At 47.5% G+C, this 14,072-nt stretch carries 14 protein-coding genes; all 14 read left to right on the top strand.

All coding sequences use genetic code 11. The features are described from left to right. The first annotated feature begins 5 nt into the window (after positions 1–5). The 14 genes from KRX19_09960 (at position 6) to lysM (ending at position 14,054) form a co-directional block, all read left to right on the top strand. Complete coding sequence (locus tag KRX19_09960) at positions 6–1,424, top strand: hypothetical protein (protein ID MBV7435349.1); 1,419 nt, start codon at positions 6–8, stop codon at positions 1,422–1,424. An 83-nt stretch (positions 1,425–1,507) separates the two neighbouring features. After that, a complete protein-coding gene (locus KRX19_09955; GenBank protein MBV7435348.1) occupies positions 1,508–2,263 on the top strand; it encodes a DUF1043 family protein in 756 nt (251 codons plus the stop codon). Then, positions 2,260–2,679 (top strand): META domain-containing protein, encoded by a 420-nt coding sequence (locus KRX19_09950; GenBank protein MBV7435347.1) that lies wholly within the window; start codon positions 2,260–2,262, stop codon positions 2,677–2,679. The genes KRX19_09955 and KRX19_09950 overlap by 4 nt, the downstream gene beginning before the upstream one ends. Positions 2,680–2,894: 215 nt before the next feature. Further along, complete coding sequence (gene fdhD, locus KRX19_09945) at positions 2,895–3,698, top strand: formate dehydrogenase accessory sulfurtransferase FdhD (protein ID MBV7435346.1); 804 nt, start codon at positions 2,895–2,897, stop codon at positions 3,696–3,698. 173 nt (positions 3,699–3,871) lie between these two features. After that, a complete protein-coding gene (locus KRX19_09940; GenBank protein ID MBV7435345.1) occupies positions 3,872–5,395 on the top strand; it encodes an OFA family MFS transporter in 1,524 nt (507 codons plus the stop codon). 27 nt (positions 5,396–5,422) lie between these two features. Further along, on the top strand, positions 5,423–7,732 hold the full coding sequence (locus tag KRX19_09935) for an FdhF/YdeP family oxidoreductase (GenBank protein ID MBV7435344.1): 2,310 nt from the start codon (positions 5,423–5,425) through the stop codon (positions 7,730–7,732). Positions 7,733–7,928: 196 nt separating this feature from the next. Beyond that, positions 7,929–9,116: an acetate kinase gene (locus KRX19_09930; protein ID MBV7435343.1), complete on the top strand. Its 1,188-nt coding sequence runs from the start codon at positions 7,929–7,931 to the stop codon at positions 9,114–9,116. Between the two features lie 4 nt (positions 9,117–9,120). After that, positions 9,121–11,223: a phosphate acetyltransferase gene (gene pta / locus KRX19_09925; protein ID MBV7435342.1), complete on the top strand. Its 2,103-nt coding sequence runs from the start codon at positions 9,121–9,123 to the stop codon at positions 11,221–11,223. Between the two features lie 79 nt (positions 11,224–11,302). Beyond that, complete coding sequence (gene hisI / locus KRX19_09920; GenBank protein ID MBV7435341.1) at positions 11,303–11,608, top strand: phosphoribosyl-AMP cyclohydrolase; 306 nt, start codon at positions 11,303–11,305, stop codon at positions 11,606–11,608. Further along, entirely contained in the window at positions 11,592–11,918 is a 327-nt protein-coding gene (locus tag KRX19_09915) for a phosphoribosyl-ATP diphosphatase (GenBank protein MBV7435340.1), read from the top strand. Before hisI ends, KRX19_09915 begins: the two co-directional genes overlap by 17 nt. Positions 11,919–11,926: 8 nt before the next feature. After that, positions 11,927–12,172, top strand: a complete 246-nt coding sequence (tatA, locus tag KRX19_09910) for a twin-arginine translocase TatA/TatE family subunit (protein ID MBV7435339.1) — start codon at positions 11,927–11,929, stop codon at positions 12,170–12,172. An 11-nt stretch (positions 12,173–12,183) separates the two neighbouring features. Further along, on the top strand, positions 12,184–12,693 hold the full coding sequence (tatB, locus tag KRX19_09905) for a Sec-independent protein translocase protein TatB (protein ID MBV7435338.1): 510 nt from the start codon (positions 12,184–12,186) through the stop codon (positions 12,691–12,693). Further along, positions 12,686–13,456 carry a twin-arginine translocase subunit TatC gene (gene tatC, locus KRX19_09900; GenBank protein MBV7435337.1) on the top strand — a complete coding sequence of 257 codons (771 nt, stop codon included), beginning with the start codon at positions 12,686–12,688 and terminating at the stop codon, positions 13,454–13,456. The genes tatB and tatC overlap by 8 nt, the downstream gene beginning before the upstream one ends. Before the next feature lie 136 nt (positions 13,457–13,592). Then, positions 13,593–14,054 carry a peptidoglycan-binding protein LysM gene (gene lysM / locus KRX19_09895; GenBank protein ID MBV7435336.1) on the top strand — a complete coding sequence of 154 codons (462 nt, stop codon included), beginning with the start codon at positions 13,593–13,595 and terminating at the stop codon, positions 14,052–14,054. Positions 14,055–14,072 lie beyond the last annotated feature (18 nt).

Genomic DNA, 14,072 nt, shown 5'->3' with positions numbered 1-14,072 from the left:
GTGTGATGGAAAAGATAAATCACCGTGAGTTGTCTTCACGACAAAAAGCATTGCAGGTGAATCTCGATGAGCGTAAATACGGCACAATCGTTGAAATTGGTGCGGGCCAGGAGGTTGCGCGTGAATTTTTCCGTGCTGGTGCGGCGGCGGGGACGATCGCTAAAACGATGTCTGCTTATGATATGCAGTTTTCCAATGCGATCTATGGCACGGACCCAAATGGTCGTTTTGTCAGCCGTAGCCGTTTGTATGCAATGTTGGAACGTGAGTTTTCTCAGGTGGTTGAACGGGTAAAAGATACCCGGCCCAAAAGCTCGACATTTTTTGCTTACGCGGCGACCGTTGCTGCAAAGAGTTTTAACCGCGATAACGAATGCCATGCATGGTGCGGGATTCGCGTGCAGCTTTATCCTGAGGCTGTGCCAAGTGACATTATCGTGCATGTGCGTATGTTGGATAAGGACGTCAATGAGCAGCAAGAAGCGCTGGGTGTTTTGGGCGTCAATTTGATCTATGGTGCCTATTATCTCTACGAAAATCCACGCGATATCATTGATTCACTGACTGATGGTATTGGGGATGACCGCCTGGAAATTGACAGTATCGAATTCTTTGGTCCGTATTTTGAAGATGAAGATAACCGCTGCTTGAACTTGCACTTAATCCGCTCTTGGAAAACGCGCGCGATTATGTTTAATCCCGAAGGGGAAGTGTGTGTACCTGCAGAGCTGCTATATAAAAAGAATATTCTTGTGACGCGTGGTTCTTTTAAGCCATTCACCAAGATCAACGAAGATATGATGACCCAAGGGATGCGTGAATTTGCGCAGTTACCGGGGGTAAACGTCGATAATACTTTGATGCTCGCCGAGATCACCATGAACCAGCTGGTGGGGGACAATGAAAACGTCAATGACAAAGACTTCGTCGAGCGCGTCGATCAGTTGTCCGCACTGGGCTATCACGTCATGATTTCGGATTATGTTCGCCATTTCCGTCTGCGTGCTTATTTCCGCCAGTTTACGCGCAAGCAAATTGGCATCGTCATGGGGATGGACAATATCCGCCAAATCTTTGATGAAGAATTTTATCGCGGCGTTGAAGGCGGAATTATGGAAGGTCTGGGTAAGTTGTTCCCGGACAACACGATTGTATACGCATACCCTGAGCTAAATGGTGATGGCGAAGAAGTAAGCTATCAGAATGTGAAATTGCCTGATCATCTGCGCCATTTGTACCGCCATTTGGTTGAGAATGGATTTGTTCGAGGTATTCACGATTCTAATGCTGAGTTGTTTAATATTTTCTCACGCAAAGTGTTGCAGGAAATTCAAGACGGATTGCCGGGATGGGAAAATGACGTCCCAGAGCCTGTGGCTGAGCTGATTAAGGAAAAGCGCCTTTTTGGCTATCGTGGCCATTAAATTACTGGCGTATAAAGCAATATCAACACTCAACGTTTGTTATATTATAATCGTTTACGAGTGGCAAAACTGAGGAGAAAAAGATGAATACAGAAATGGATGTAGTGATTGCAGGGTTGATTGGCTTTGTAATCGGCGCTGTTTTGATGGCGATCATTGGCCGTGGAAGCAAAGGGAAGAAGGATCTGGAAACAGCCAAGCTGCAAGCAGAATATGACAGCTACCGTGAAAAGGTGAATGCACATTTTGCCAAGACTGCTGATGCGGTTGACGGACTGACCAAAAGCTATCAGCAAGTTTTTGATCACTTAAGCGATGGCGCTCAGAACCTGATGGACAAGAAAGCATTGCAGGATCAGCTTGAGAAGCGCCAAGGCAAGGCTGTGACGCTGGCTTATTTGGTTGACCAGGAAAGTGAGCCAAAGTCTGGTGCGGGCAAAACTAAGGTGAGTAAGGTTGAAGCATCTAGTGTGGTCAGTGATGGTAAGCAAGCCATTGAGCCGTTGCTCAAGAAAGAGGCGCCGGTGCCAGCCGATGAAAAAGCAGATGTTATTGCCTATGCCAATACAGTAAAGACGCCAGCTGATACAGCGAAGCCTGAAGCAGTAAAGCCTGTGAGTGAACAGAAAGTCAAAGCTGAAACAGCAGTTAATGCCGCTCCAGCCAAAGCTCAGGTCAATGAAGAAGCCAAGAGCACCAAGAGTAATGTACAGAAAGCTGCGGAAAATGCCGGCTTAAAGCCAGCGGACACCATCGTTAAGAGCAATCAACATGAATCGGCTATTGACTCGGTCAAAAAGCACATTAAAGATGATCATAATAAGGGAACAAAGGCATGAAAGCATCCATACTGACAGGCTTGGCATTTAGTGCTTTGTTGCTCGGTGCTTGTGCTGGAGAAAGCGCAGATTCTCTTAGTGTTGAGAGCGAGACTTGGGTGTTGGTCGAAGGTCAGGTTGATGGGCAGCCATTGGATCTGAGTAATGGTGAGATTACCTTGTCTTTTGTTGATGGTGAAGCCATGGTCGGCAATGGGTCGGTAAATAAATACCGGGCTCCTGTAGCCATTTCTGGTGGCAGTATTAAGCATACCGGGCCGCTAATCACCACCCGCATGGCTGGGCCTATTCCCGCGATGAAGCTCGAATCTGAATACTTGAGCGCACTTGGTGAAGCTGAATCATTACAGCGTAGCGGTAATAACTTGGTCATTACTGGCGAAGGCGATGAACTACACTTTACACTCAAGTTATAAGCTGTATTTTTAACTTGAATTGTTATGATGTAAGTATAGCCCCACTTTTATGAGTGGGGCTTTTTAATACCATCAAGAAATTCATCCAGAATTGCTAAAAGTGATATGTATTGTCCAGCGTCTCTTGCCAGTTGTATGAAAGCTGATTGTCGGCGATATTATTGTGTGGTGTTAGCGAAAAGTATGGTCAGTCAAAATATATTTAAGGGGGCGCTATGGAAGAAAATGTAAAAAATACGCAGGTATTTCAAGTGATCCGCCGTGGAGAAGCAGGTGAAATTAGTGAGGATATTCTCGCTGAAGAAGTGCCTGTTGAGATCCGCTATAACGAGCGTTCTTATGCGGTTTTAATGGCGACCCCGGCTGATTTACCCGAATTGGCAGTGGGCTTTTCGTTGAGTGAGGACGTCGTCAGTGAGTATGATCGTATTGATACGGTACTGGTGCGAGAGCAGGGCGATGGCTTTATTATCGACGTTGGGGTAGCAGGTATTGGCGGTGAGCGGATGCGTGAGATCAAGCGCAATATGGCCGGGCGTACAGGGTGTGGATTATGTGGCTTGGAAAAGCTGGAAGATTTGCCTGATGTGCGCCGGCAGATCCGCGCGACCAAAACAGTGACGGCCGATGCGATAGAAAAAGCACTAGATGAATTGAACCGGCATCAGCCATTACGACAAGAAACTGGCGCTGTACATGGTGCTGCGTGGGTATCGCTGAGTGGTGAAATTGCAGCAGTATATGAGGATGTTGGGCGACATAATGCGCTTGATAAACTGATTGGCTGGGGGGCGCGTCATAAAGTCGATTGGCAGGATGGGTGGTTGCTTATTTCAAGTCGTGCAAGCTATGAAATGGTACAAAAAGCCGCCAATACAGGCTGTGGTATTTTGGTTGCAGTTTCTGCGCCGACAGCTAAAGGAGTTCGCTTGGCGCGGCGTTATGGCCTGACGCTGGCTGGATTTGCGCGGCCGGAGAAGCTGGTGATTTATAGCTACCCCAAAAGAATTATTGAGTAGGGAGCTGTGTTTTTAGCACTTTAAATATAAATAAAAGCATAGTTTTATATGCAGTGATTGTTTTGAAGCTTTTTTCAGTTAAAAATAGATATTGTAAAGATCCGAGATTTTAATTAAGCTTTGTTTAGTAATTTACATAACTGATATTTACTTAACAAAAAACGAGGGTCTATATGTCTTTTCTTGATCGATCTCACTCAATAGCGCCACCGGGTTTTAATCGTTGGCTGGTTCCTCCTGCTGCTCTGGCTATTCACCTTTCCATCGGCCAGATTTATGCGTATAGCGTCTTCAACGAACCAATGACGCGTGTGCTCGGCGTTAGTACCTCGACAGAAGCAGATTGGAGCTTGGCAACTGTTGGCTGGATTTTCAGTATCGCATTGGCTGTGCTTGGTGCTTCTGCGGCTATTTTTGGTCAATGGCTTGAGCGTGCTGGCCCTCGTAAGGCGATGTTTATTTCTGCCTGTTGTTTTGGAGGTGGCTTTCTGGTTTCAGCACTAGGGCTGCATTTACACAATATTTGGCTGGTCTATCTTGGTAATGGCGTCTTGGGTGGTATCGGCTTGGGGCTAGGCTATATTTCGCCTGTTTCTACGCTGATTAAATGGTTCCCTGATCGCCCTGGTATGGCGACTGGCCTGGCTATTATGGGCTTTGGTGGCGGTGCGATGTTGGCATCACCACTTAGTGTTGCGTTGCTTGATCATTTCGCGACCCCCACTTCTGTCGGCCTTGTACCAACGTTTGTTACGCTGGGGATTTTTTATTTCGTATTCATGATGTTTGGCATGTTTACTGTGAAGGTACCTGCGCCAGATTGGAAGCCTGAAGGCTATGAGCCTAAAGTATCGAATAATAAGCTGGTCTCTGATGGGCATGTCAGTGCAAAGCAGGCGGTGAGAACGCCACAATTTTGGCTGCTGTTTGGCGTATTGTGCTTGAATATTACCGCGGGTATTGGCGTACTCGGGCAAGCATCCGTCATGATCCAAGAAATGTTTTCAGTGAGCTCTGTCGGTGAAAATCTGGCGGTAAGCGTTGCAGCTGCGGCTGGATTTGTTGGTTTGCTGAGCTTGTTCAATATGGGCGGGCGCTTCTTCTGGTCAAGTATGTCAGATTTACTTGGTCGTAAAAATACCTACTCAGTATTCTTTGTCTTTGGCGCAATTCTCTATTTCTTGATTCCTACTTTCGGGGAAAGCGGTAACTTGACGATGTTTATCGTCGGCTTCTGCTTGATTATCTCGATGTATGGCGGCGGCTTTGCCACAATTCCTGCTTATCTGCGCGATTTGTTTGGCACGTTTGAAGTCGGTGCAATTCACGGCCGTATTTTGCTGGCATGGTCAACCGCCGCAATTATTGGCCCGGTTCTGGTTAACTACATTCGTCAGGGGCAAATTGATAGCGGTGTAGCGCCGTCAGATGCCTATAGCATTACGATGTATATCATGGCTGGGCTGCTGATTGTCGGTCTGATTTTGAATCTGCTGGTTAAGCCGGTTGATAAGAAACACCATATTGAAGTGAATCGCCACCAGACACTTGATGATGCCAGTGAAGTGATTCATGGCGTATCTGATGCAGTGACCTCAGCACACCCAGCGCGTGCCATTATTAGCTGGCTGATTGTTGGTGTGCCATTGGTTTACGGTGTTGTCATGGTATTTGTTAAGGTGCTGGATTTATTCTGATCGTAGAGTATTGCACGGAACATCATCATGAAACGAAAAATTGACGATAAATACAATGATTATGAAGGGCCTGCTGGTGGTTGGGGTGCGCTCAAAAGTGTGGCGAAAAACTGGGTTGCAAGTAAAAAAATCCTGCAAAATGCCCGTGCCATGCTTAAGACCAATCAGCCAGCTGGCTTTGATTGTCCGGGCTGTGCATGGGGTGATGCACCTGAAAAAGGTGCATTCAAGTTCTGTGAAAATGGCGCAAAGGCGGTTAACTGGGAGTCGACCGCCAACCTCGCCAAGCCGGAGTTTTTTGCACGTCATACGGTTACCGAGTTGTTGCAGCAAAGTGACCATGAGCTGGAGAAAAATGGCCGGATCACCCATCCGATGCGTTATGACGCGACAACGGATAAGTACGTTGAGACGACATGGGATGATGCATTTGCATTAATTGCCAAGCATCTAAAAGCGCAAAAAAGCCCGGACGCGGTAGAGTTTTATACTTCAGGCCGTGCGAGTAATGAAGCAGCGTTCCTGTATCAGCTTTTTGCACGCGCTTATGGCACCAATAATATGCCGGACTGTTCAAATATGTGTCACGAAGCAAGTGGTACGGGCATGAAGGAAACCATTGGTGTCGGTAAGGGTACAGTCGTCATTCAGGACTTTGATCACGCTGATTGTATTTTCGTTATTGGGCAAAATCCCGGCACGAACCATCCACGGATGCTTGAGCCATTGCGTGAGGCCGTTGAGCGTGGTGCGAAAGTCATCTGCCTTAATCCGCTCAAAGAGCGTGGTTTGGAGCGTTTTCAGAATCCGCAAGAAAAGCTGGAAATGATTTTCGATGCTTCTGAGCCAACCAGTACTGCTTTTTATCACCCACATTTGGGTGGTGATATGGCGGTAATGCGTGGTGTGGCGAAGTGGTTTTTGCAATGGGAACGCGAAGGTCAGCCTATTTTCGATCATGCATTTCTCGAAGAACATACCACAGGGCTGGATGATTATTTGGCATTGGTAGATGCCACCGAGTGGGAACATATCGTCTCCCAGTCAGGGCTGAGCAAAGAGGAGATTGGCAATATTGCTGCTATGCATCGTGATTCCGAGCGCGTGATCATGTGCTGGGCAATGGGCGTCACTCAGCATCGCCATTCTGTGCCTATTATTCAGGAAATTGTTAGCGTGCAATTGTTACGTGGTCAGGTTGGTAAGCCTGGTTGCGGGTTGTCGCCGGTGCGTGGGCACAGTAACGTTCAAGGTGATCGCACCGTTGGTATTCACGAAACGCCACCGGCAAAACTGCTCGATGCGTTGGATGAACGCTTCAAGTTCAAGAGTCCGCGTCATGATGGGCATAATACCGTGCAAGCGATTTGTGCGATGGAGCGTGGTGAGTCAAAGGTTTTTATTGGCCTTGGTGGTAACTTTGCTCAGGCAACACCTGATACCCCGCGGACCCATGCTGCTTTGCAGCAATGTGATTTGACGGTGCAGATTGCGACCAAGCTCAATCGCAGCCATTTGATACACGGCAAAGATGCTTTAATTTTGCCTTGCCTTGGCCGTACTGAGCTTGATATGCAGAGTGAGGGAAGGCAGGGCGTGACGGTTGAAGATACTTTTTCGATGGTACATATTTCCTCCGGTATGCTTGAACCAGCATCTGAACACTTGAAATCAGAGCCAGCGATTATCGCTGGAATGGCGAAAGCAACGTTGGGTAATCATCCGATAGATTGGGATTGGGCTATTGGTGACTACAGTCGTATTCGAGATATGATTGAGGATACTATTGATGGCTTCCAAGACTTTAATAAGCGCGTTCAGCAACCTGGTGGTTTCCACCTTGGTAATGCTGCTGATGAACGACGTTGGTTGACTGCTAGTGGCAAGGCGGTGTTTAAAGCCAATCCGTTGCCAGAAAGCATCCTGCAAACCACGGTACCAAATAATGAAGAACAGCCTGATTTGATCTTGCAGACGTTGCGCTCGCATGATCAGTACAACACCACAGTCTATAGCTATAACGATCGTTATCGCGGCATACGTGGTAAGCGCGATATTGTGTTTATGAACCCCAATGATATCGAGCGGTTAGGTTTTGAAAAAGGACAGCGCGTCGATATTACATCGCTGTGGAGCGATCAGCGTACACGAACAATCCACGGTTTTGAAATTGTGCCATACGATATTCCTGCCGGGCAGTGTGCTGCGTATTATCCCGAGACTAATCCATTGGTTCCGCTGGAGAGCTTTGGCGATAAAAGTTACACGCCAACGTCTAAATTTATTGCTGTACGCTTTATGCGCAGCGAAGCTGATTTGCTAAAGAATAGTGGGTAATAAACTAATAGTAGCGATTTCTTGTTGCAATATTTTTAAGAATCGTTATCATTACGCTTGATGGAGCGCGAAAGCAATCTGTCACATTGCCTCATGATGATTTGCCTCAAGCGTTTGCTTGGGGCTTTTTTTTAGTCCGAGTAGTAGACACGAAATTTGATATTATATCCGAATGATGAAATACAAGGAGTCTTGCATGGCAGAATGGGTATTGGTGGTAAATTGCGGTTCGTCTAGCGTTAAATTCGCTTTGATCGATCCTGCAAGTGGAGAGGAGTCACTCAAAGGTTTGGCCGAACGTCTCGGACAAAGTGGGCAGGCTGGCGAAATTACATTTAAGTACGATGGGGAAAAAGAAACCCATACACTGTCGGAAGGAACTCACAAACAAGCGTTGGAAGATATTGTTGCTAAGTTGCGAGAGTTGAACTTATTCGACAAAGTCGTTGGTATTGGTCACCGTATCGTTCATGGTGGCGAGTATTTTTCTGAATCTGTGCGCGTTAATGATGATGTGCGCGATAAGATTGCGGATTGTATCCGTATCGCACCTTTGCACAATCCGGCGCATGTCGCAGGTATTGATGCAGCGCGAGAAGCTTTTAAAGAGTTGCCACAAGTTGTGGTCTTTGATACTGCATTCCATCAGCATATGCCTGAGCAGGCATTTTTATATGCTTTGCCTTATGAGCTTTACAAAGAAAAGGGTATCCGTCGCTATGGCTTCCACGGTACCTCCTATCGTTACACTGCTGGTCGTGTTCAGGAGTTGACCGGCAAAGAAGGTAGCAAGTTGGTGATTGCACACCTCGGCAATGGTGGTTCAGTTGCCGCGATTGACGGTGATCACTCGGTCGATACGACTATGGGCTTAACACCACTTGAAGGCATCGTTCACGGCACGCGATCAGGTGATATTGACCCTGCTATTCCTGGTATCCTCGTTGAGCAATTTGGTATGGAAGAAAAAGAAGTAACCGATTTGCTGTGGAAAAAATCCGGCTTGCTCGGTCTTTCTGGACTTTCCAATGATTGCCGTACGCTGGAAGAAGGTGTTGAAGCGGGTAATGAAGCGGCTAAGCGCGCAATGGACGTCTATAACTATCGCTTGGCGAAGCACATCGCTGCGCAAATGGTGGCCTTGGGTGGTGCGGATGCACTGGTATTTACCGGTGGTATTGGCGAAAACTCATCGTATGTGCGCAGTGAAGTGATTAAAAAGCTCGCCTTTATGGGTTTCGCACTTGATGAAGAGAAAAATGAAGCGACCATCCGCGGTGCAGAAGGTCGTATTGATGCAGCGAACAGTCTGCCAATTTGGGTCGTGCCAACCAATGAAGAATTAATGATTGCCCGTGACACTTTGGCATTAATGCAGGAGTAACAGCATGGCTAAATCAATTTTAGTAGTCTCTACCCATCAGGGGGCGGGGCTTACCTCAGCAGTATTGGGCCTGTATCACGCGCTGGAACGTCAAGGCATGAAAGTTGGCTTCCATAAACCAGTGATGCAGTACAACAGCGACAGTGATACAGTCGATAACAGCAGCCGTATGATGGCAAAGTATTGCCGCGGCAAGCAGGATGAGTCGTTGACTATCCGCCCGGAAGTGGTGCAGAAAGCACTCGATACGCATAATGTTGATGAGTTGATGGAAAACGTTATCCAGCAATTCGAGGCTGCGAAGGGCGATGCCGATATCATCGTCATGGAAGGTTTGCTCGAAACGCCAAACGTACCTTACGCTAATGGGATTAACCAGAAAATTGCCCGCTCATTGGGTTCGGATGTGGTGTTCGTCACCAGTGCAAAAGTGCCTAGCTTGAGCCGCCTTGAAAACCGCCTCGATTTTTCAGTTGAAGGGTTTGGTGGTTATGAAAAAGGTAATCTGCTCGGCGCGATTGTCAATCACGTTGGTGGGGAAGGTTGCCTTGATGGCGATACTATTTTCAGCTCGCGCCGTTTTGGTCAGCGTTTTAAACTGCTTGGTTTGATTCCTAATCGTGCTGATATTTCTGCGCCACGAGTGTTGGATCTGAAGCGCCACTTTAATGCCAAAGTATTGTTTGAAGGGGAGCTGGAAACTCGCCGTGTGCATGATTACGTCATGTTTGCGCGTACAGTGCCCAATGCGGTTGAGTTCTTGAAGCCGAACTACTGTATTTTCTCGCCGGGCGATCGTGATGATACGCTGATGGCAGTCACGATTTCAGCCAAGTCGGGTAATAATCTTGGCTGTTTGATTTTGACGGGTTCTACCAGCCCATCTGAAAACGTCATGAAGCTGTGTCGTCCATTGCTTGAAGAGTCAAAGTTGCCAGTGTTGCAGATTAATACCAACAGCTGGAAGACTGCGCGTGCCATGGATAACTTCAATAAGCATATCCCGGATGATGATGCACGCCGCATTCAGCACACTAAAGAATTTTTTGCTGAGCATATCAAGAGCGACTGGGTTGATGCCTACCTTACAGAGGTGCGTAAAGCGAGTATTTCTCCGGCTGCATTCCGCTACAGCATTGTGCAACGTGCGATTGCTGCGCAAAAGACGATTGTGCTGCCAGAAGGTGATGAGCCGCGTACGGTGGTTGCAGCCAGCCAGTGTGCAGAGCGTGGTATGGCAAAATGTGTGTTGCTAGCCAATCCTGATAGCGTCAATGAAATTGCCGCACAACAAGGCGTGACGCTCGGCGATAATATTTCAATCATTGATCCTGATGTGGTGCGTGAGCGTTATATTGCGCGCTTGGTTGAGTTGCGTAAGCACAAAGGCATGAATGAAACTCTTGCCCGTACTCAGCTTGAAGATAACGTGATGCTTGGCACGATGATGCTTGAAGCTGGTGAAGTTGATGGTTTGGTCTCTGGTGCAGTACACACTACGGCCAATACCATGCGCCCACCGCTGCAAATCATTAAAACCGCCCCAGGTGCGAAGATGGTGTCATCAGTATTCTTTATGTGCTTGCCAGAGCAAGTATTGGTCTACGGGGACTGCGCGATTGTGCCGAACCCGAATGCAGATGAATTGGCCCAGATTGCCATTCAGTCGCATGACACGGCCAAAGCATTTGGCGTCGAGCCAAAAGTTGCGATGATCAGTTACTCAACAGGTACATCCGGCACTGGCGAAGACGTTGAAAAGGTTAAAGCCGCAACGGATAAAGTACGCGAACTGCGCCCTGATATCGTCGTCGATGGTCCATTGCAATACGATGCGGCTGCTATTGCCTCAGTCGGCAAGAGCAAAGCGCCGAATAGTCCGGTTGCTGGTCAGGCTACGGTATTTATCTTCCCGGATCTCAATACCGGTAATACCACTTATAAAGCAGTGCAGCGTTCAGCGAATGCCATTTCGATGGGGCCGGTATTGCAAGGTATGCGTAAGCCGGTTAATGACTTGTCGCGTGGTGCGCTGATCGACGATATTCTTTATACGATCGCCATCACTGCTGTTCAAGCAGAACAGGCGGCAAGCCAACGTGGCTGATTGGTTGAGTGAAGTGCGCTTTAATGCGCAAGGCCTCGTCTGCGCTACAGCTGTGGACGCAGACGATGGCACCGTCCTCATGCAGGCGTGGATGAATGAGGCTGCCCTGCGTGAGACAGTCTCGCGCGGTGAGATGGTTTACTTTAGCCGCTCACGCCAGCGCTTGTGGCACAAAGGTGAAAGCTCGGGGCATACGCAAACCGTCGTTGGGTTATGGCTTGATTGCGATGGTGATGCACTCGTTGCTCAGGTGCGCCAAAAAGGTGGTATCGCCTGTCACACTGGGCGAAAGAGCTGCTTCTATCGTCGTCTTGAAGATGGGATGTGGCAAGTTGAAGCACCGGTTATCAAATCACAAGAGGCTATTTATGGGCAATCAAGCTGACATTTTATATGCACTCGAGCAAGTTATTCACGAACGGCAGTCTGCGGACCCGGAGGAAAGCTATGTGGCCAAGTTGCTGCATGGCCACGAGGACAAGCTGCTAAAGAAAATTGGTGAGGAAGCGACCGAAACTGTGATTGCCGCAAAAGGTGGTGCGCGGGATGAAGTGGTCTATGAAAGTGCTGATTTGATCTTTCATTTGATGGTGCTTCTTAGACGCCAAGGTATCGCGCTTGATGACATTTGTGTAGAATTAGCGAGAAGATTCGGCCTTTCGGGGCTTACAGAAAAAGCACAACGCACTGAATGAGGTGAAATATGGGAATCAGTCCAATCCAATTATTGATCGTATTGGTCATCGTCGTACTGATCTTTGGTGGCAAGCGCCTGCGCAGCCTTGGTTCAGACCTCGGTCATGCAATTAAAGGCTTCAAAGAAGTCAGCAAAGACGACAAAAAAGAAGAAGATGCTGTAACTCAAGAGCGTATTAATCAAGAGCAGCATGATGATCGTATCATTGATGCTGAAGTCAAGCGAGAGGATAAAACTCACCTTGATCGCTAGGCGTTCCAGCCATGTTTGATATCGGTTTTTGGGAACTCGCGACCATCGCTATTATTGGAATTGTGGTGGTTGGTCCGGAGCGATTGCCGGAAGTGGTGCGTACTGTTGCTGCGTATGTGCGTAAAGCGCGCCGTGCATTTCAGGATGTGAAATCAGACATCGAGCGCGAACTCGACCTTGATGATATCCGTCGGCAAATGCAGGAAGTGGATATGGAAGACCACATCAAAAAGCTCAATCAATCTGTGATGGACGCTGACCGCGATGTACGCAAAGCCGTATCGCGCTTTGACGATGATATTCGCCAGAGTATTGATGACCTCAATGACCCGGAAGTGCGCGCGGTAGATGAGCGTGATTCGGGTATTGAATACGATAATTACGACTATGATCCTCATGCGGCGGACAGCGAAGAATATGCTGATACTGGTGTTGAAGCTGAGCCTATACATGATGACCAAGCTTCGAATGATATAGCCGATAAACCCGACTCAACTACCCCACCAAAGCAGCATGACTGAACCCAAAATTGATCCAAACCCAGATGACCAAGAGATGACGCTGGTCGAGCATCTTATTGAGTTGCGTAGCTGTGTGCTACGTATCCTGATTGCGGTCGCTATCGTGTTCGTCGCGCTATTACCATTTTATGAGCAGGTTTATACGTTGTTTGCGCGCCCGGTATTGGCGAATTTACTCCCGGGACAATCAATGCTGGCTAAAGATGCGATTGACGTCTTTTTAACCCCGGTAAAAGTTTGCCTGTTTCTCGCTGTACTTGCTTCAATGCCGTGGACTTTGTATCAGATTTGGTCGTTTATTGCACCGGGTATGTATCGCCATGAAAAGCGCTTGATGCTTCCTATTCTCGCATCCAGCACAATTTTATTTTATCTTGGTGTGCTGTTTGCTTACTTCGTTATCCTGCCGATTTTATTCCATTTTCTTGGTAGTATTGAGCTCGAAGGCGTTGCTTTCATGCCGGATATTACTAACTATATGTCGATCAGCCTGCGTCTATTTATTGCTTTTGGGATTGTTTTTGAAGTGCCAATCGCGACCGTGATTCTGGTCTTGATGGATGTGGTTAGTGTCGAATCACTTAAAGCCAAGCGCCCCTATATTATTTTGGCTGCATTCGTGATTGGTATGATCCTTACCCCGCCAGACATCATTTCGCAGACTTTATTGGCTTTGCCGCTATTGGTCTTATTTGAGCTTGGGCTATTTATTTCTGCACGCTTGGTTGCCAAGCGTGAGCAGCAAGAGGGGACCGACTTATAGCTCTTTGGTGTGACGGTGAAATTGTTTGCATGATAGATGAATGAAAGTTATTTATTGTGCTTATGGCAATCGGTATCATGGAACATGATTAATAAGCTAAATATGTTTTAAGCATTAAAGGAGCAAAACGATGGGTATGTTTGATTTTTTGACCGATGCTGGTGAGCAAATTATTGCGCAGAAAAAAGCTGAGCAAGAGAAAAGTATAGAGCAATTGAACCAAGAAGCGGCTGACGCAATTTGTGCGCACGTTGAGCAGCAGAAGCTTGGCTTGGAAGATCTGGAAGTGTCATTTTCAGCAGCAGAAGGTTTGGTGACTTTGAAAGGGCGTGCGCCAGATCAAGCTGCGTGTGAGAAGGCTGCATTGGCTGCTGGGAACATCAAAGGCGTAGCCAAGGTTGAAAATGATCTGGAAGTTGAACAGAATGGTGAGGAAGCGCGCTACCACGAAGTACAAAAGGGCGAAACGCTGTCCCATATTGCCAAAGAGTATTACGGCAATGCCAATGAGTACAACAAGATTTTTGAAGCGAATAAGCCAATGTTGAGCAGTGCGGATAAAATTTATCCAGGGCAGAAGCTGCGTATTCCCACATAAGTGGATTGGCACGTTTAT

The sequence above is a fragment of the Cardiobacteriaceae bacterium TAE3-ERU3 genome, from assembly GCA_019218315.1.
Classification (GTDB): domain Bacteria; phylum Pseudomonadota; class Gammaproteobacteria; order Cardiobacteriales; family Cardiobacteriaceae; genus JAHUUI01.
This window is presented reverse-complemented; position numbering and strand designations above follow the sequence as displayed.